This window comes from Rhodococcus sp. IEGM 1318, assembly GCF_033142465.1.
Lineage (GTDB): Bacteria > Actinomycetota > Actinomycetes > Mycobacteriales > Mycobacteriaceae > Rhodococcus_F > Rhodococcus_F qingshengii_B.
On the sequence record NZ_JAWLSC010000013.1, the window covers coordinates 1 to 19385 of the forward strand.

Here is a 19385-nt window from a genome sequence, read left to right on the forward strand (position 1 = left end):
AACATTCATCATGACTCGTTGATCACAACGCGAAACGCTCACCTGATCCGAAGTCCACCACGCCACGGGGCACTATCTTTCGATGGAAAAGAGGGAATAAACAATTGCACGAGTTGTTTAAAAGCTTGGGGTTGCCGTCCATCGGTCGGCGAAGCAGTTCCGTCTGTGAGGTCGGATTATCGGAATCTCGGGCACGAAAAAGCTCGGATGCGCACCCCCTGCGGCGCACCCGAGCGGCCAAAACCATACCACTTGGTGTCTTTTGGGCATAAAGTCGGTTGTTGCCCCCCTTAAAGCCGATTGCGTCTAGTACTTTTGGCGGGTATCGCTCTAGTCCTTACGTAGGGTGTGTTGGAGGGGATATTGTGAAGTTTCGGGGGATGACAGGCGCCGATCACGGCGATTCTGCGTAACAACTCTGCGAGAGGCACAACACCGTAAATGGCACGTCAACAAGAGCGTGCGCGGCGTACCCGCGCCGCCCTGGTCGAAGCGGCTGCAGTCGAATTCGCCAAGCGCGGCTATGCAGCTGCGTCGGTGAACACGATCCTCGAGGGCTCCCGCGCCACCAAAGGCGCCATGTATTTTCATTTCCAGTCCAAGGAAGAGTTGGCACGAGCAGTTCTGACCTCGGCCATCGAAACCTTCACTGAAATCACTGATCGTTGGGCCAAGAGGACAGACCTCGATCCATTCGTTGCATTGCACGGACTCGTGCTCGACATTGCAGAAGTCTTTCGTGCCGAGGTGATCGTGCAGGCGGAATTCCGCCTGATCATCGAGCCCGAGTTCTACAAGGATGTGCAATCGGGTGGCGGGCAGGTCTGGGGTAAGTCCGCCTACGAGTTGGCGGTGCGTGCCAAGGACGACGGATTGCTGCGAGAAGATGCCGACCCGGTCAAATTCACACGCGTACTGGCGGCGAGCCTTGCGGGTCAGCGGTACATGGCAGACCTGATTGCCTCCAGCGGGGATCTGGGCGAGTGGTTCGAGGAGTCTCTCGAAGTAGTCCTCGAAGCCATGGCTACGCCGCAGTGGTTGGAGACGTTCCATCGTGACGGGTGGCCCCAAGTGGAGTTCCCTGACACTGAATAGTGCACTTTTCTGTCCGTGAACAGGCGATTTGTGATTTCCGAATGCCGTGCCATAAGCTATCCAAGCTCCCAACGGAACGCCGTTGGGGTACTAGTTCGGAGAGATCCGGCGGGCCCCCTTCGTCTAGCGGCCTAGGACGCCGCCCTTTCAAGGCGGTAGCGCGGGTTCGAATCCCGTAGGGGGTACGTTTTGCGAAAGCGAAACGATGCAGTATGGTTTGACCCGCACGACACGCTTTGAGATGCACAAATGCCAGGCCAGGACAGTGGTTTGGGAGCGGCTCGAAGATGTAGTACGGTTTCACAGCAAGGAAAAAGCAAGGCCCTGTGGCGCAGTTGGTTAGCGCGCCGCCCTGTCACGGCGGAGGTCGCGGGTTCGAGTCCCGTCAGGGTCGCAAAGCGTTGTTCTCAGTCACTTGATTGAGAACAACGCAATGCGATAGGCATTCGGTTCGGGTGCCGTCCGGCCAGGTAGCTCAGTTGGTACGAGCGTCCGCCTGAAAAGCGGAAGGTCGCCGGTTCGATCCCGGCCCTGGCCACCATAATTCTTATCGACAAGCTCCAACTTCGATGTTCTTTGAACATGAGGTTGGAGCTTTTTCGTGTTCGGATGTCAGTCGCCGTAAACCGCTCGGCTCGATCATCTGAGTTGTACGCATTCTTTGTCTCCGTGAATGATTCCGGTCACCGGGAACGTGCTGCGTGTCACTCCGTCGAGAACCTCACTATTAGCCGGTTGCGGCCGATCCCTGGCCGCGTCTACTGGAAGTGAGGTGGAATCTCCGTGTCGCACTCGAGATCTTGGCCCATCGGGAACGTCAGCCGTGTCGCAGTGGCGCTGATCGGTGCCGGTGTCCTGTTGGTGGGCTGCGCGAGCAGCAATGACGACAGTGGTACTGACGCGACGACCGCGTCGGGACACATCGTGACCGGCATGGTCAACGAGCAGCCCGATCCGGGGAATGCGGTCGCCGGCGGGACCATGACGTACGGCGTGCAGGTGCTCGTTCCCTCTCTCGACCCGACCAAGACTGCCGCGCGCGGCGGTTCCGGTGGAGAAGCATTCGCAGCTGTTTACGACGTTTTGATGAGCTACGACACTGCTGGTGGCGAATTCAAGCCCAAGCTTGCCGAATCGCTCGAGACCTCTGACGACGGAGCCACCTGGACGTTGAAACTTCGCGACGGTGTTAAGTTCAGCGACGGCTCCGCGCTCGACGCCGACGCCGTGATCGCGAGCATCGATCGGTACAACGCGGGCAAGGGCAATGGCGCCGAGTTGTGGCTGGCTTCGGTGGAATCGGCGCAGGCAAGCGGTTCCACGACGGTCGACTTCACGCTGAAGACGCCGTGGATGCGCTTTCCGTCGATGCTCGCTCTCGGGCACGGGATGATCGTCGCCCCGAGTTCGCAGCAAGGCGACAAGTTCACCGCCGTGGGCGCCGGACCCTTCACCGAAGATCTCTTCACGCCGAGCGTCGAGCGAATCTTCAAGGCCAACCAGTCCTACTACGGCGGTGCTCCCAAGCTGGACAAATTGCGGATGGTGGCACTCAACGGTCCACAGGCCAATCTCGAATCATTGAACAGTGGTCAGCTCGATGTCGCCTATATTCGTGGCCTTACTTCGGCGATCAATTCCGCCAAGTCCACTGGTTACCCCGGCTACATCGACGTGCTCAACGCCGGGAGTGCCGAGATTGTCAACAATCGTGAAGGCCGGCCGGGCTCGGATGTTCGCGTCCGCCAAGCTATCGGCTATGCGCTCGACACGACATTGATCGATCAGCGCGTGGAAAACGGTGAGGGACTGCCGGGCTCGGAGTTGTTCGGTCCGACGTCGCAATGGCATGTGGACACACCGGGTATTGCCTACGACCCCGAAAAGGCCAAGGAGCTTCTGAATCAGGCGAAGGCAGACGGATACGACGGCACTCTCGACTACGTCGTTCTCAGTGAGCCGAAGGACCAAGCGATCGGCCTCGCCGTGCAGTCACTGTTGCAGGCCGTCGGGTTCGAGGTGAACTTGATCTTGGCCAACAACGCCGGCGACATCGTGCAGAACGTCTACGTCAAGCACGATTTCGACCTCGCGCACGCGGGCATCGGAATGTACGAGTCGATTCTCGATCTCGGATTGTTCTCCACGACCAACAGCACCTCGATGGCGAATACTGCTGGATACGCGAACCCGGCGATGGATCAGCTGATCGCAGATCTACAACAAGCCAAGGATAATTCGTCGACTCTGGCGATCATCGGCAAGATTCAGACGCTGTGGAACGAGACGGTTCCGTCGGCGCCTATCGGCGGGCTGACGTCGTTCTGGGCTTGGCAGAAGAACGTCCACGGCGTCGTTCCCACAGCCACGGGAATCATGCTGTTCGACCAGGCTTGGCTGGGCGCGAAGTAGATCAACTGCTGCCCTCCAGACGAGCCCCGTCCGACGACAGTCGGGCGGGGCTCTTTGGTTTCGATGTCGGCTAGTGTTTGCGCAACCCTTTCGATCAGGGTGATTGTATTGAAATATGTTGTAGGTCAATATGATTCGTCAAGCGCGATTTGACTTGTTCAGCGTCGCCCGCATAGATTGCATCCACCATCCAGAGTGGCTGAGAGACCTGGCTCGATGATGCCGCAGCAACCCGCTACCTAACCGCAGTGTGGGTGCTACCGCCAGGACCGATGGAGGACACATGACTGTATTTGCCGTGGGTATCGAACTGGACGGCGAGGGCACTCACCCCGCTGCCTGGCGCCGAAGCTCACATCGCCCGGATCAGTTGCTCACGGGTAAGGCTGTGCGCGATCGCGTCGCGGCTGCCGAGAATGCGGGCTTCACCTTCGCGACGTTCGACGATTCCATCCTCCCTCCGAGTGGTGACATTGTCGGCCGCGTCGACGCCGTCTCCAGGGCGTCATACGTGGCGGCGACGACCAGCACGATCGGACTGGTCCCCGTCGTCGGGACCACGTACGCCGAACCGTTCCACACCTCTTCGCAATTGGCGACATTGGACTACTCCTCGCGTGGGCGTGGCGGCTGGCTTGCTGTTCCGGTCGAAGACGATGCCGCGGCGAGGGCGTGGGGGAGGGCTCCGGTAACGACGGAGTCGGCGCGTCAGCAGGAGCAGCGGGATTCGGTCACCGTTGTGACCGATCTCTGGGATTCATGGGAGGACGACGCTGTTGTCCGTGACTATCTCAGTGGGCGTTTCCTCGAGCGTGATCGTCTGCATTACGTCAATTTCGAGGGTGAGACGTTCTCGGTGAAGGGGCCCGCAATCGTTCCGCGGCCGCCTCAAGGCCAGTTGGTGGTGTTCGGCCGCTACGGCGAGATCGATCCACGCCAGTCGGATGTTGTTCTTGTGTCCGGTGATTCGGCGGAAACTATTGCACAGTCGGCCGCCAAGGCGCGCGATGAGGGCGCGTCATTGGTGGTCGCCGAGGTCGATGTGGCTTTCGATACGCTGAATCTGTCTGCGGCGCAGCGGCTGACCGAGCTGAACTCGTACGGGAATGCCGTCGACACTGGCCGACTGCTCCTGGATGCAGATCCGGGGGAAGCGGCCGTAGTTCTGAAGGAGTTGGCCGGGCGCCTCGACGGTGTTCATTTCCACCCTCTCGTGATCGACGAGGACCTTCCGGTGCTGGCCAAATTCGTGCTTCCGGCGCTGTCCAAGGCCGGGTTGACGCGACGCCCGGTTCCGGGATCGACCTTGAGGGGCAACCTCGGTCTGCAGCGGCCCGCAAATCGATTCGCCCACTCCTCCTGACTTGACTTCGCGCTAAGGATATTTCGGCCATGACTGCATCACGCTCCGCCGTACCTCGACCCGACGCTCACGTTCACTTCGGCGTCTTCTTCCAAGGGGTCAACCACACCACCATCTGGTCCGATTCCTCGAGCGGATCCCAGATCGACTTCGAGACGTTTCGGCGGTTGGTACTCACCGCCGAGCGAGGCCTGTTCGACGCCTTCTTCCTCGGTGAGGGCCTTCGCCTTCGCGAGCAGAACGGCAAGATTCTCGATCTGGATATCGCCGGCCGCCCCGACGCCATTGCGCAGTTGGCCGCCCTCGCCGGTATCACCGACAAGATCGGTTTGGTCGCGACACAGAACACCACGTACAACGAACCGGCCGACCTCGCACGTCGACTCTCCGGCCTCGACCTACTTTCCGACGGACGGGCCGGCTGGAACGCGGTGACCACCGACAACGCGTGGACAGGAGAAAACTTCCGTCGCGGGGGTTTCCTCGATCACTCCCTACGTTACGAGCGTGCCGGGCAGTTCATCGAAACCGCGCGGGCACTGTGGGATTCGTGGGCCGACGACGCGATCTCGGGTTCTCGCACGTCCGAGAACTGGTCGACCCCGGGAGCCGTGAGCGACGTACGACGTCAGACTTCGCAGTTCGATATCTCCGTGACGCCGACGCTTCCCCGCAGTAGACAGGGACATCCGGTCATCTTTCAAGCCGGCGATTCGCCGTCTGGACGCGATTTCGCGGCGACGCACGCCGACGTCATCTTCTCGCGGCACGGGACGCATTTCGACGGCGCACTCGACTTCGCCGACGACATTCGGGCTCGTTTGCGTAGAGTCGGGCGGCCGGAGGACGACGTCAAGATCTTGCCCAGCACGCAGATCGTGTTGGCGGAGAGCGAGTCCGAAGTCGAGGAGAAGACACGGTGGGTCCTTGAAGGTCAGTTCACCGGCCAAACTGCACTGTCCCTCGTCGGATTGGTGTGGGGGAAGGACCTTTCCGACCGAGACCCGGACGATCCACTTCCAGAGGAAGATCCGGTTGCCCGCCCGGTTTCCGAGACGCGCGGTTCCGCGCGAGACGGCAACGACCCCATTGCGATTGCGCGTGAATGGCGGGCTCTGGCCGAGGCAAAGAATCTGTCCCTACGTCAGGTCGCCATCGAGACCTCGCAGCGCTCGGGTTTTGCGGGCACTCCGGGGCAGGTCGCCGATCAGTTGGTCCATTGGGTGCGCAACGGAGCTTCGGACGGCTTCAACATCTCGCCGTACCTGGTGCCGACCGGGCTCGACGAAATCGTCGACTGGTTGATCCCGGAGCTACAGGAGCGTGGGGCGTACCGCACCGAGTACTCCACATCGACGCTGCGAGAGCACTTGGGGTTGCGACCGCCGCTCACGCGTCGGGCCGCGTCTGAAGCTGCGGGGTAGCGGGTCCTGTCCCACACGGTCACAGCGGCGGCCGAATCCACCAAGCTCGAGTCGGACGTCCGCTGGGAGATCACCGTCTGCGTAGCCGCGGGCTCACCACTCTTCTCGATTCGGCGGTGCTCGGAATCGGGGTTCCGTCGATCCGCGCGTCGCTGGGCGCGTCGACCTCCGAGGTGCAGTGGATTCTTGCGAGCTATTCGCTGACTTTAAGCTTGGCACTGGTGCCGGCGGGCCGACTCGGTGACGTCGCCGGGCGCGTACAGCACCGCGGGTGGTCTGGCCGGCGTTTCCGGACCGATCCTCGGTGGCGTACTGCTGAAATATGTCGACGCCGACTTCGGATGACGGTTGCTTCTCGTTCTCAACGTGCCGTTTGCTCTGATCACACTGATTCTGGCGTTTCGCTTTCTGCGCCGTGATCGAACCACCCGATCGGGCGCGTCGATCGATCCGGTGGGGTTGTGTCTGCTGGCGACTACGACCGGGCTCCTGTTGTGGCCCATCGTGACCCGAACCGGTGGTTCCGACTGGGTACAACCGTTGCACTCTTCTGGTTCGGATCCATCCTCGCCGTCAACGGAGTGCTCAGCCTCTATCTGATCGAAGGTTTGGGCTTCGCCCCGCTGAGTGCGGCGTTGATCATGACCGGTAGCTCACTCGCCATGGCAATGACGTCGGCCTTCGGATGGCGGCTGGTTGCCAGGTTCGGCCGAAGTGCGGTCGTTTTCGCGATAGTCGGCGAGATCCTTGTCATCCTCGGCTACATCGTGGCGGTCAATCTGATTCCTCGGGAATATCTGATCCCGGTGCTGGTGGTCCTGGCGGTGTTGTCGGGAGTTGCCAGCGGCTTCGTCGACGCGCCCAATCGGGTGCTGACTCTCGAATATGCCCCGGCGGGCGCGAACGGAGTTGCAGCGGGCTTCCTTCAACTGTCGCAGCGCTTGTCGGCGACCATCTCTCTGGCCGCGGTATCGGGGTTGTATCTCGGTGTGCTCGGGTCGTCGACCGAGGGATACGGACGTGCGTTCGGGTTCGCGCTGGCTGTCTGCGTCGTCATGTTGACGCTGTCGTTGGCGGGAGAGGTGGCAGACAGCCGTCGGCGCAGGGCGTGACCTGGTATTTCGTGGGTCAACAGTGCCCCCGGGAGGCCGAGCCCGTGTGACTCGTGGGACTTGTGTTACCCATGGGTTAGGAGTCGTGGGACGATACTTGTGTGGTGACCGGTCGCAGTGAAGACAAGCCCAACGGTCGCGGGAGTGGAGAGCCAGTTAACTCACCCCGTGGATCGTCGGACAAACGTGACCGCACATCGACACCCTTCCGCGCTCGAACGGCGTTGTGGACGAATCGGCCACTGTTCGATTTCCATATGATCGTCGGTCTGGTCGTCCTGATCGTCGCGTTCGGACTGCTGATGGTGCTGTCGTCTTCAGGCGTCGAGTCCTATGTTCTGTCCGGGACGTCCTACGCCCGCTTCTGGCCGCAGTGCATGTTCGCAGCGATCGGTTTGGTCATGTTCGTGGCGGTCGTGCGGTTGCCGACCGAAACGATGCGTAGAGCCTCACCATGGCTGCTGATCCTGTGTCTTGTTCTGCTTGTCCTGGTCCTGATTCCAGGTATCGGCTCGGAACAGATGGGTGCTCGCAGCTGGTTCGTGATCGCGGGTATTTCCTTTCAGCCGTCGGAGCTGGCCAAACTTGCTTTGGCGATCTGGTCCGCGGCGACAGTTGCGTCGTTCATGAACGCGCGGATGGATGTCAACCGTGCACTGCCGGTGATCGGCGGTACGACGCTGCTCGTTCTGGTCCTGGTGGTGTTGGAGAAGGACCTCGGAACCACCATCACGATCGGCATCATCTTCATGTCGGTGCTGTGGTTCGGACTGTTCCGGATGAAGACGTTCATCAGCCTCACACTCGGTTCTGCCGTCGCGTTTCTCGTGCTCGGGCTTACTGCTGGTTACCGATCGGATCGCATCAAGGCATTCCTGAATCCAGACCTCGACCCGCAGGGGTTGAACTTCCAGAGCACTCAGGCCAAGTACGCATTGGCCAACGGCGGCATTTTCGGTCGCGGTCTTGGTCAGTCCGACGCCAAATGGAGCTACCTCCCGCAGGCACACAACGACTTCATTTTTGCCGTGATCGGTGAAGAACTGGGTCTGGTCGGCGCGCTGATCGTCGTCGCTCTCTTTGCCGCGGTTCTGATCGTCGGGCTGCGGATCGCGAAACGGTCCACTGATCCGTTCCTCAAGGTAATGACAGCGACGGCAACGACGTTGATCGTCGTACAGGCGTTCATCAACATCGCCTACGTGGTTGGCCTGATTCCGGTGACCGGTCTGCAACTACCGCTCATCTCAGCGGGCGGAACGTCGATGATCACCACTTTGCTGATGTTCGGGCTCATCGCGCACGCAGCGTTCCGTGAACCCGAGGCAGTCGCCTCGGCCGAGAGCAGCGGTCGCGGCTGGATTCCGCTGGTCTTCGGCAAGCCTCGGTTCGGCATTGCCAAGAAACCACAGACTGATCGACGTAGGCCGCCTGCTCGCCGCGCCCAGACTGCCCCTACTGGTCAACGCCGACCGGAGCGACGGGCACCGCAACCCGACAGGCGCCGGACTCAAGCTCCGGGCCGACGCGCACCCTCTCGCGACTGGTCGGAAGATCCACGTAGACGCGGCCGATCTGATCGGCCGCGGCGCGCGTCCTGATCTCGGTCAGTCCCGCTGCCCGGCAACTTGGAAGTGGGCAGTCATGCACCCGCCAATTGCGGTGGGCGACTACATTGGGGATCGGCAAAAAGACGTCTAATAAGGGTTGTGGACATGGCAGGTGGCGACAAGGCAGACCAGTCGGTGGTCGAACGTAGCTCGGTGACCGGGCGTCGAACGACGCCGTCGCAGCGAGCGCGTTTTCGCCGGATTGTCGACGCCGCAATGGAATCCGCCTCCGAAGGCGGCTACGACGCGGTGCAGATGCGATCGGTGGCCGATCGCGCCGGCGTCGCGATCGGCACTGTTTACCGATATTTCCCGTCCAAGAACCACATGCTTGTCGTCGCATTGTTGTGGATGTTCGAGGGTTTGCGTGACAGATTCCAAGACTTTGTAATCCCAGGCGAGACTCCGTCGGACCGGATTCTGTTTGTGCTGCGCAAGAATACGGAGGTCCTCGAGACCGATCACCTCCGTTACGAAGCGTTGGTTCGGGCGTACATGTTCGCGGACGCGTCGGCGACTCCGGAACTCAACGCACTCGGTGGGGTCGTGACCGAGATGTTCGCGAAGGCGATCGGCGTCGAGGAAGTCTCGCAACAGCAGATGGACGCGGTGAAGGTGATCGACGACGTCTGGATGTCGAGTCTCGTCTCGTGGGTTGCCGGCCGCATGACGACGGACGAGGTGATGGCGCACCTCGAACTTGCCGTGCGACTGGTCTTCCGCAAGTTGGGTGGATAGCACTCACACGGTGTAGCCGCCGTCGACGTTGAGCTTCTGGCCGCTGATGAATCCGGCGGCATCGCTTGCGAGGAAACATACTGCTTCGGCGATGTCGGTAGCTGATCCGAAGCGCTTCAACGGGATTCGGCTCATTGTCACGTCGAGTGCGCTCTGGTCGAGTTCGGCAGAGCTGATCAGTCGCTCCGCCATTCCGTCCGTCAACATGCCTGGTCCTACAGCGTTGAACCGGACGCCGTAGCGTCCTTCCTCTGCGGCGAATCCGCGAACAAGTTGTTCGACAGCCCCTTTGGTGCCTGCGGAGAGTCCGTCGCGCACGGGAAAGCGATCCGTTGCCGCGGTTGTCACCGCTACCACCGAACCCGAGGATACACGCAGCGCAGGCAGGGCAGTGTGGACGAGTGTGAAGAACGCCGCTGCTTCCTGGTTCAGTTGTTCGGTGAAGAACGCGGGTGTCACGCGTGAGAGGTGGGTCATCGGGACGTGCGGTCCAGCAGCGTGGACCAGCGTCGTCAATGCGCCCAGATCACGGACCGCATCGTTGACGGCGGCGCTGATCGACAACTCGTCGGTCAAGTCGAGAGAGTACGAGTGGGAGCGCACGCCATGGGTTCGAATCTGCTCGCTCAGTTGCTCGGCGGCGTCCTTGTTGTTTCGGTACGTGAAGGCGACGTCGTGTCCGCGTTCGGCGAGAGTCAAGGCGATCGCCGACCCGATTCCGCCGGTTCCGCCGCTGACAAAAGCGGTGCGTGCTGCGCTCACAATGCCTCCAAGTGTCTGCCGATCTTCAACCTAACAAATGCTTGGTTGGTGTACTGGTCGGAATATATCAGTACGCGAAGGACAGGCTCAGATTGCTATCGCAACCGGACTGATCGCCCTAATCTGGGTCCATGTCCGGAGACAGTGTGCAGTTGACCGACGGGGCGCCCGGTGGAGAATCGGAACCTCACGCACCGAGTTTGAACAATCGCCTGAACTGGCTGCGTGCCGGTGTTCTGGGCGCAAACGACGGAATCGTCTCGACCGCAGGCCTCGTGGTCGGTGTTGCGGCAGCGACAACCGAGCGCTCCGCGATCTTCACGGCCGGCTTTGCAGGTCTGGTTGCCGGCGCTGTATCGATGGCGTTGGGCGAGTACGTCTCGGTCAGCGCTCAGCGGGATACCGAACGCGCACTCCTGCAGAAGGAGAAGAAGGAACTTCTCGAGACCCCGGAGGCTGAACTTCAGGAACTGACGGAGATCTACGAGAACAAGGGATTGAGTCCGGAGACGGCCCGCCGCGTCGCCGAGGAATTGACCGAGCACGATGCCTTCGCGGCGCACGTAGAAGTCGAATTGGGTATCGATCCAGACGATCTCACCAATCCGTGGCATGCAGCGATTTCGTCGGCAATCTCGTTCACGATCGGCGCGGCGATCCCGTTGGTCGCAATTCTGTTGCCGCCGACGGGCATCCGCGTACCCATCGCATTTTTCGCGGTGCTGATCGCACTCGCATTGACCGGAACGATCAGCGCGACGCTCGGCGGAGCGCGCAAGACCAGAGCGGTGCTGCGCGTGGTGATCGGCGGCGCGCTCGCGATGGCTGTGACGTACGGAGTAGGTCAGCTGGTGGGCACGGGCCTCGGCTGACCCCGTGCGCGGTTGAGGACCCCCTGGACTCCTCAACCGCGCACGGTGAAGATCAGGCGCGACAGATCATGACCGGCCCTGGCGCATGGTGCAGGAGATTCTGGCTGGTCGAGCCCATGACGGCGCCGGCCATCGCACTGCGGCCATGGCTTCCGACAACTATCAACTGCGCGTCGTCGGCGTATTTGAGCATGACCGGGGCAGCGGCACCGGGTTCACTGATACGGGTGACGGGCACGTCCGGGTATTGATCGGCCATGCCCGCGAGATTCTCTGCCAGTAGCGCCGATTCTTCCTGCTCGACGGCCTCCCAGTCGATCAGGATCCCCGCTCCGCCTTCGCGGAAGGTAGACGAACCCTGCCAGGTGTGGACCGCAATGAGCGGCGCGTCGAACTGATCGGCATAACGAAACGCGTACTCGACGGCCTTCTTGCTCAACGCACTTCCGTCGACTCCGACGATCACGGGACGCTGATCCGGACCGGGATTCTGCGCCGAACCACGCCAGACGGTGACCGGACAGGTGGCGTGATTTGCCACCTTCAGTGCGGTCGATCCGAGCAGCCTCGATCGCAATGCGCCCGATCCGGTCGAACCCATCACGATCAGGCGTGCCGTACCCGAGGATTCGAGGATGTGCGTCGACGCCGGCCCCGGAGCGATCTCGGATTCGATGGTCAGTTCCGGGAATTCAGCCGAAATCACCGCGGCGGCAGCCTCGACGATCGCCTCGCCGTCTTCGCGGATTTGGCTGAGGAACTGCGACTGCAACATCACTGCAGCGGGACTGTAGATCGGGCCCTCCTGTGGCAGGGCGTGCGCCAGAATCAGTCGTGAGTTCACCGCGTTCGCGACCGAAGCCGCCCACCGGGCCGCCGCCGTCGAGGCCTCGGATCCGTCGATACCGGCGACGACATCCTGGTGTCCTGCAAGTGTGTTCATGTCTACTCCCTCTGAAATGATCGAGATCGGTCGACTGGTTACAGCGAAGTCACCAGAGTGACGATGCTGACTTCACGGCTTCCTTCCACGTCTTGCGTAGCAGGGTTGATTGCCCGTCGGCGATTTCCAATTCCCGCCGATAGGCCATACCCAACCCGAAGCTGGTCAATGAAGTGTGTTCCTGCTCCGCAGCAATTTCGAGCAGATGATGTTGGGCGACAACGGAATCCTGATGCTCGCCGAGAACGTCCTGGAAGTGGCTGAAGTGCTTCAAGGCGCGCTTGGCTCGAGTCTTCGACACGGGTTCCATGACCTCGATCGCGTACTTCATCCGCTTGGCTCCCTTGCGGGCGCGGTGCATTCGCTCGTCACGATCGGTGCGGGTATCGGCGTCGAAGACGTGATCGACTCGCTTACCCACCTTGTGTGCCAGGTGGCGCAGGGTACGAGCCAATTCTCGTGCCGACGCCTTCTTTCCCACGCGGTGCGCGACGGTGTCGAACTCGAGGTCGCCGACGTACTCGTCGAGACGATCGAGCAGCGTGGTGTATCGCTCGGAATCGAGCGCTTCGAGGGCTGTTTCCTGTGCGGTTTCACCGCGTGCCGAGAAGTACTCGTCGATTCGAGCTCGCACAGCTTCTCGTTCGGGCATCTCGTCGATTTCGCCGAGGCGTTCCACAAGACGCTCCCACTGGACCTCGACGTCGCGGGCGTCGCCGAACTTTCCGCCGATCCATCGCAGATCCGCGATGAGATCGTCGGTCTTGGGGGAGTGGCCGGCGTACGACTGGAGAGCGCTTCGGATGCGACGTGCTGCGACCCGGAAATCGTGAACGGCTTCGTCGTCGGCCCGACGCGTCCCCAGATCCGCTGCGACCAGTGCGCGCAGTTGTTCGATGAGGTAATTGCGCAACAGAATCCGCGGATTCGACGCCTTGCCTGTGGTGATCTCGTGACCGGCGTACGGGGTCACCGAAGTGCCCAGTGCTCGTTTGAGTTTGGACGGACTTGCAGAACGCTCCAGCCCGGCGTCCAGTAGAACCGTCTCGATTGCGTCGGCCAGATCTTGTCCGCCTGCGCTTTGTTCGACCTCGACTTCCTGCCACGTCGACTCACCGGAACCGTCTGCCTTGCAGGCGATGACGGTGTCGGAGACCACTTCGGCGAGCAGAACACCGTTTTCGCCGTTGAGTCGGGTGCGCTCCCGGTCGGTGATGATCAGGGCGACCGGAACCAGGTCGTGACCGCGAATGATCGCCCGGATCAGACTCGACAGCGGCGAGGGGACGTCGGTGCTCTCGTCCGGCGGAAGCCGGATCTCGGTTCGAGTGTCCTGGCCTGCGGGAAGTTTCATGTGCCACCCCGCATCATCGCCGCCCTCGCGTTTGCGCAGCGTGATCTTCTCGGCGAGCAACCGGTAGTCGGCGGTGTCGAAGTAGGTGGCAGAGAGCTGTATCGAGTCGTGAACCGGCTCACCGACAACACCGGGAAGTCCACCCAAGGCGGGGACTTCCTGCTCGGCCGGCGCCTCGTACTTGCGCTCGATCTCCCGTACGGCTTCGGGTACGTCAGCGGTCTTGCTCATCTGGTCTCCTCTTGCGGTGCGGTCTGCGCTTCCATCCTCCCGGTATCGGCGGCGCAGTGGAAGGGTCCGGGGTCCCTACGGCGAGTCGCCACCGCCTGATTCGTCCGGCCAGGGCAGGGTTCGCCGACTTTCGAACCGTCGCAGCCGGCCGGTCATCGGATCCTCGAACTCGAGAACCTTCGACAGCAGGCGTAGCGGATTCGAATAATCTTCTGCGGCAACGTCGTAGAAGTCGGGATAGAAGTTGTCGCCGTGAATTGGGAGCCCGACAGCGCTCATGTGCAGGCGAAGTTGATGGGTCTTGCCGGTGTGGGGGATCAACCGGTACCGCGCGAATCCGTCCCGCGTCTCGATCAGTTCGATCCGCGACTTGCTGTTGGGCTCGCCCTCGATCTCCTCGGCCTTGAGTACCCCTCGTTCTTTCACGATGCGACTGCGCACGACTACGGGGGTGCTCACCTGAGCGTCGTAACGCGCGATGGCTTCGTACTCCTTGGCGACGCTGCGCTCGGCGAACATGGTCTGGTAGCCGCGCCGGGCCGCCTGATGCACGGTGAACAGCAGCAGTCCCGCTGTGACGCGATCGAGGCGATGAGCTGGACTCAGCTCCGGCAGATCGAGGTCCCGACGCAAGCGGACCAACGCCGATTCGGCGATGTATCGCCCGCGCGGGGTGCTCGCGAGAAAGTGCGGCTTGTCCACGACGAGGATGTTCTCGTCCCGATAGAGGATGTCGATCTCGAATGGCACCCGCGGCTCGACGGGAGGGTCGCGGTAGAGGTAGACGAACCGCCGGGGAGCGAAAGCGCTCGTCTCGGTGATTCCGACGCCTTTCTCGTCGACGACTTCCCTGGCAGCGACTTTCTCCCGCAGGCGGACGGCATCCTGAGGAAACCGTTCGAGCAGGTAGTCGAGCGTCGTCGCCCACATGCCGTCGTCGGGCTGACGGATGCGACTGGGGTTCAGGCCGTCGCGGACGGGAAGGGGTGATCGTGACACATCTTCAAAGCTAGCCGCCCGGTCGGCATTCAGACCTATTGACGGCATATGGGGCGGAAGTTACTATCCGGTAAGTTAGTGACACCGGTCACTGTCGTGGGGGCAGGGCTGGGTCATCACAACAGAAAATTGGGGTTTTCGTGAAGACACGACTTCTATGTCGAAGGTCGACAACGATTGCGGTGGGGCTGTGCGTCGTGGGATTGACGGTGCCGAGCGCCGTCGCTTCTGCGGATCCGACGGGAGGGTCGGACGGGCAGGCCTGGCTCGCGGCAACGGAGGCGACGCCGCAGTATCCGGGGGTCTCCATCGAATGGGACGTGCCCATCACGATGAGTGACGGCACAGTTCTGCAAGCGAATGTGTACCGACCGGCGGATGCATCCGGGCGGGCCGTGGAATCGAAGGCGCCTTCGGTCCTCAACATCACGCCGTACACGAAACTGCTGGACACGCTGGTGGATTCAGCTCTGTCGATCCCGCAGGTCGGTGAGACGTTGATGGACGTGGCGAACTCGCTCGACCTTGCGGCGCCGTTCGACGGAGTGTCGGAGTTGACGGGTGTCATCGCCGGCGGAGGTGCCAGGGTCCTTGGCGTCAACCGTGATCTGGTCCGGAACGGATATACACAGGTTGTGGTCGACGCACGTGGAACCGGTTTCTCCCAAGGTAATTGGGACGTGCTCGGCAAGCGCGAGCAACAGGATTCGGTCGAGGTCATCGACTGGATGAGCAAGCAAGGGTGGTCCGACGGGAAAGTAGGGATGGCGGGCATCTCGTACTCCGCGATCAACTCGGTGCAGGCGGCGAGCAACAATCCACCTGCACTGAAGGCGATCTTCCCGGTCGAACCGGGCAACGATCTGCTGCGCGACATCGTCGGAACCGGTGGCGGCCTCGGCGTCGGGTTCATGCCGTTGTGGTTGACCGCGGTCAACGGGCTCAAACTCGTACCGAACATTCAGGACATTCTGCAAGGAAACTTCGATCCCCTGTGGTTGGCGAGCCGCCTCGAGGATCCGGGAACGCTGATTCCCGAACTGGTGCAAGGGATGACGGCTCAGAGAATCGAGGACGTGTCACCGTCGACTCTGCAAGTCGCGCAAGACGGTCAGTTCTATCAGGACCGATCCGCAGACGTCAGTAGCATCACCGCTGCGACGATGGTCTACGGCGGTTGGCACGACATCTTCGCCAACAGTGAGCCGCGGATCTACAACGGAATAGATCTGCCGCTCGGACAGAAGCAGTTGATCATGGGGAACGGCTATCACGTCACTCCCGGTGGTGGGTTCGGCAAGGACGGTGCGCCGCCGCGCCTCGACGTGCTCGAACGTGCGTGGTTCGACAAGTGGCTCAAGGGCATCGACAACGGAATCGATCGATACGGTCCAGTGACGATGTTCCAGCAAGGTGGCGGATGGATCACGGACGACCAGTTCCCGCGAGCGGGTGTGAGCTACGAACGTATGTATCTGAACTCAGCGCCCAGCGGTACTGCCGCCCACGCGGCGTACGACGGTTCCCTGACCGACGACCCGGCCAGTGCCGCAGCGCGATTGACAGTTGCACCCGGACTGCGAGGCTTCTGCTCCGGTGACGGAACTCAGGGCACTGCCGGTATTTCCGTGGTGCTCGGTGCGTCGTGTTCCAAGGATTCCCGATTCCAGGAAGCGGAGGGTCTGACGTTCACCGGTGAGGCAGTGACCGAGCCGACCACACTCTCGGGCCCGATCAACGTCCATCTCGAGACAGTCCTGGACGCGACGGACGGATTCTGGGCAGCGACGGTCAACGACGTAGCGCCGGACGGAACCTCGACGCCGATCACGAACGGCGCTCTGACTGCGTCGCTCCGGGCGGTCGACGATTCCAAAAGCACCCGCTCGGCCAACGGTGACTACAGTGAACCGCACCACTACCTGACGATCGACACGCGTCAGCCGGTCGTTCCCGGAGAGGTCACCACCGTCGACATCAACATGCTCCCGACGGACGCAGTGCTGCAAACGGGGCACCGACTCCGCGTCGACGTCTACGCTGCCAGCGTGCCGCGTTACCTGGCCCTCGGGCCGATGCTCGCCGACAGTCAACTAAAGCCGCAGCACATCGAGTTGGCTGCAGACCGGCCGAGCTTCGTCAACGTCCCCTTCGTCGGGGGTCGCTGACCCGGACTACGACGGCGGCGTGAGAACCTGCGGGTTCGCGGAGGTTCTGAGAAGATCGTCCGATGACAGAATCCCGACTCTCCGCCGCCGTCCATGATCGTCTGGACGAACTTCTGGACCCGGTGGACGAGCGGCTCGCGGCGCAGTACCCGGGAAACCGTGACGAGATCCAGCCAGTGCACACGATTTACGTCAGTGCCGCAGACGCAACTGTCGACACCCCTCGTCTCTGGGGTGAGCAGGCGATTGCGCTTCTCGATTCTCACGCGCATGTGTTCGCCGAACTCGACACCGAGAACGCACTCGCCGATGTGCGAGTTCAACTCGGCCGCAAGCCGGTCCAAGACTTTCGAATAGATTTCGAGGACGGATACGGACGCCGCAGCGACGAGGAAGAAGACGCTGCAGCGACGTCGGCCGGGCGGACACTCGCGGCGCTCAGCGCTGATCCTGCCGGGCCGAACTGGGGTGGCATCAGGTTCAAGGGGCTGCCGGCCAGTGAACGTCGGCGCTCGATCAGGACGCTCGAGTTGGTGCTCGACGCGGCCGGCGGAGTGCCGGACGGATTTGTCTTCACCGTCCCCAAACTGCGCGCGGTGGAGCAGGTCACGGCGACGGTGTTGCTCTGTGAAGAACTGGAGAAGGCTCACGGACTCGAGCCGGGTTCGCTTCGGTTCGAGTTGCAGATCGAGAGCCCGCAGGCAGTCATTGCTGCCGACGGAACGGTGGCTGTTGCTCCGGCCATCCATCGCGGTGCCGGTCGTCTGACCGGTTTGCATTACGGCACTTACGATTACAGCGCGGCGTGCGGAATTGCATCGCGTCATCAGTCGCTCGAACACCCGGTGGCAGATCACGCAAAGGCTGTCATGTTGGCTGCTGCCGCGCAGACCGGCGTGTGGGTGTGCGACGGGTCCACTCAGGTCGTGCCAGTCGGGAGTGCCACGGCAATCCGCGACGCGATCACTCGGCACCATGGGCTCGTCACACGATCCCTGGAACGCGGTTACTACCAGGGGTGGGACATGCACCCCGGGCACCTGGTCACCCGCTGGCTCGCCACCTTCGGTTTCTACCGCAACGCGCTTGGTGCCGCCGCCCCGCGCATCCAGTCGTACCTGGGGCGCCAAGGTGGCGATGTGATGGACGAACCCGCAACCGCACAGGCTCTGGCGGCGGTTGTTCTGCGCGGGCTCGACGCGGGGGCCTATCCGGAATCCGAGGTTCTCCGGCTCGCGCCGAGCGCCGACACCGACGTACTCCGCCATCTGGTAGGACGCACCACACCGATCACAGGAGAACACTGACCGATGAGCACCACCGAATTCACCTTGCTGCCCGACCTGGCACTGCGCACCCTCGGCGGAGCCGTCATCTGGGCGAACGACGAGGCATTCGCCGAGCGTGAGGCCCTGATCCGACCGGGTAAAGCGGGATACCAACCGGCGACGTTCGGTCACAAGGGGCAGGTGTACGACGGTTGGGAGACGCGTCGTCGCCGGGTGGCAGGTCACGACGAGGCGATCGTGCGCCTCGGTGTTCCCGGAGTGGTGCGAGGTGTCGTCGTCGACACGGCCTGGTTCAAGGGCAATTACCCGCCCGAGATCTCGGTGGAAGCAATCTCCGTGGACGGGTATCCGGATCCACTCGACCTGGCCGGTTCCGACGAGTGGACAACCATCGTCGAGCGCTCGACCGTGCACGGCGACTCCGAGAATCCGTTCTCGGTGTTTTCGGAGGAGCGGTGGACACACGTCAAGCTGACCATCTACCCGGACGGCGGTGTTGCCAGGTTCCGTGTTCACGGTGAAGCGCGACCAGACCCGCGTTTCCTCGATGCCGGGCCGTTGGACCTCGCAGCACTCGAAAACGGTGGCCGCGTAACCGATTGCTCCAATATGTTCTACAGCTCGCCGCAGAACATTCTGTTTCCCGGACGCGCTGCTTCGATGGGTGACGGGTGGGAGACGGCCAGACGCCGCGACGACGGAAACGACTGGGTGCAAGTACAACTCGCGGGTGAAGGCGTGTTGAGTTTCGCCGAGATCGACACCTCGTACTTCCTCGGAAACAGTCCAGGTGAGGGCGCTCTGACCGGCCGAACTCCGGAAGGGGAGTGGATCGAACTGTTGCCGCGTACGACGCTGCGTCCGGACACGCGCCATCGCTTTCCGATCGATTCCGAAGTTCCGGTCACCGATGTCCGTCTGGACATCTTCCCGGACGGTGGCCTGGCGCGGCTGAGAGTCTTCGGCGTACTCACCGACGCTGCTCGCGCTGTGATCTCCGGGCGCTGACGGTA

15 protein-coding genes, 3 tRNA genes and 1 riboswitch are annotated in these 19385 nt (G+C 62.0%); of the genes, 14 read left to right on the plus strand and 4 right to left on the minus strand.

Annotation, left to right across the window (positions count from 1 at the left end; translation table 11 throughout):
* The first annotated feature begins 441 nt into the window (after nt 1-441).
* The 10 genes from R4P65_RS25860 (at nt 442) to R4P65_RS25905 (ending at nt 9754) form a co-directional block, all read left to right on the plus strand.
* A complete protein-coding gene (locus tag R4P65_RS25860) occupies nt 442-1095 on the plus strand; it encodes a TetR/AcrR family transcriptional regulator (RefSeq protein ID WP_317828629.1) in 654 nt (217 codons plus the stop codon).
* Nucleotides 1096-1207: 112 nt separating this feature from the next.
* Nucleotides 1208-1280 (plus strand) — tRNA-Glu (locus R4P65_RS25865).
* Nucleotides 1281-1415: 135 nt separating this feature from the next.
* Nucleotides 1416-1489: transfer RNA gene (locus R4P65_RS25870), tRNA-Asp, on the plus strand.
* Between the two features lie 70 nt (nt 1490-1559).
* Nucleotides 1560-1636, plus strand: a tRNA-Phe gene (locus tag R4P65_RS25875).
* Between the two features lie 242 nt (nt 1637-1878).
* On the plus strand, nt 1879-3507 hold the full coding sequence (locus R4P65_RS25880; protein WP_317828630.1) for an ABC transporter substrate-binding protein: 1629 nt from the start codon (nt 1879-1881) through the stop codon (nt 3505-3507).
* 183 nt (nt 3508-3690) lie between these two features.
* Nucleotides 3691-3786: riboswitch (SAM riboswitch) on the plus strand.
* A 4-nt stretch (nt 3787-3790) separates the two neighbouring features.
* On the plus strand, nt 3791-4870 hold the full coding sequence (locus R4P65_RS25885) for an LLM class flavin-dependent oxidoreductase (RefSeq protein ID WP_317828631.1): 1080 nt from the start codon (nt 3791-3793) through the stop codon (nt 4868-4870).
* Nucleotides 4871-4899: 29 nt separating this feature from the next.
* Nucleotides 4900-6294, plus strand: a complete 1395-nt coding sequence (locus R4P65_RS25890) for an NtaA/DmoA family FMN-dependent monooxygenase (protein ID WP_317828632.1) — start codon at nt 4900-4902, stop codon at nt 6292-6294.
* Nucleotides 6295-6755: 461 nt separating this feature from the next.
* Entirely contained in the window at nt 6756-7406 is a 651-nt protein-coding gene (locus R4P65_RS25895) for an MFS transporter (protein ID WP_317828633.1), read from the plus strand.
* A 257-nt stretch (nt 7407-7663) separates the two neighbouring features.
* On the plus strand, nt 7664-9007 hold the full coding sequence (ftsW, locus tag R4P65_RS25900) for a putative lipid II flippase FtsW (RefSeq protein ID WP_411742587.1): 1344 nt from the start codon (nt 7664-7666) through the stop codon (nt 9005-9007).
* 114 nt (nt 9008-9121) lie between these two features.
* Nucleotides 9122-9754, plus strand: a complete 633-nt coding sequence (locus R4P65_RS25905) for a TetR family transcriptional regulator (protein ID WP_019745059.1) — start codon at nt 9122-9124, stop codon at nt 9752-9754.
* 3 nt (nt 9755-9757) lie between these two features.
* On the opposite strand, the gene R4P65_RS25910 is transcribed toward R4P65_RS25905, so the two are convergent.
* Entirely contained in the window at nt 9758-10516 is a 759-nt protein-coding gene (locus tag R4P65_RS25910; protein WP_317828634.1) for an SDR family oxidoreductase, read from the minus strand.
* 131 nt (nt 10517-10647) lie between these two features.
* Between R4P65_RS25910 and R4P65_RS25915 the strand changes: the two genes are divergently transcribed.
* Complete coding sequence (locus R4P65_RS25915) at nt 10648-11388, plus strand: VIT family protein (protein ID WP_317828635.1); 741 nt, start codon at nt 10648-10650, stop codon at nt 11386-11388.
* Nucleotides 11389-11440: 52 nt separating this feature from the next.
* On the opposite strand, the gene R4P65_RS25920 is transcribed toward R4P65_RS25915, so the two are convergent.
* The 3 genes from R4P65_RS25920 to R4P65_RS25930 form a co-directional block, all read right to left on the minus strand.
* Nucleotides 11441-12331, minus strand: a complete 891-nt coding sequence (locus R4P65_RS25920; RefSeq protein ID WP_317828636.1) for a universal stress protein — start codon at nt 12329-12331, stop codon at nt 11441-11443.
* Nucleotides 12332-12380: 49 nt separating this feature from the next.
* Nucleotides 12381-13916, minus strand: a complete 1536-nt coding sequence (locus tag R4P65_RS25925; RefSeq protein WP_317828637.1) for a CYTH and CHAD domain-containing protein — start codon at nt 13914-13916, stop codon at nt 12381-12383.
* A 75-nt stretch (nt 13917-13991) separates the two neighbouring features.
* The gene (locus tag R4P65_RS25930; RefSeq protein ID WP_411742588.1) at nt 13992-14963 is read right to left on the minus strand and encodes a pseudouridine synthase; all 972 of its coding nucleotides are present in this window, start codon (nt 14961-14963) and stop codon (nt 13992-13994) included.
* A gap of 92 nt (nt 14964-15055) precedes the next feature.
* Here R4P65_RS25930 and R4P65_RS25935 point away from each other — a divergent pair, with 92 nt between their 5' ends.
* From R4P65_RS25935 to alc, 3 genes are all read left to right on the plus strand, one after another.
* On the plus strand, nt 15056-17083 hold the full coding sequence (locus R4P65_RS25935; RefSeq protein WP_317828639.1) for a CocE/NonD family hydrolase: 2028 nt from the start codon (nt 15056-15058) through the stop codon (nt 17081-17083).
* 62 nt (nt 17084-17145) lie between these two features.
* Nucleotides 17146-18390, plus strand: a complete 1245-nt coding sequence (locus tag R4P65_RS25940) for a DUF6986 family protein (protein WP_317828640.1) — start codon at nt 17146-17148, stop codon at nt 18388-18390.
* Between the two features lie 3 nt (nt 18391-18393).
* Nucleotides 18394-19380, plus strand: coding sequence for an allantoicase (gene alc / locus R4P65_RS25945; RefSeq protein ID WP_317828641.1), 987 nt, complete (start codon nt 18394-18396; stop codon nt 19378-19380).
* The last annotated feature ends 5 nt before the right edge of the window (nt 19381-19385 follow it).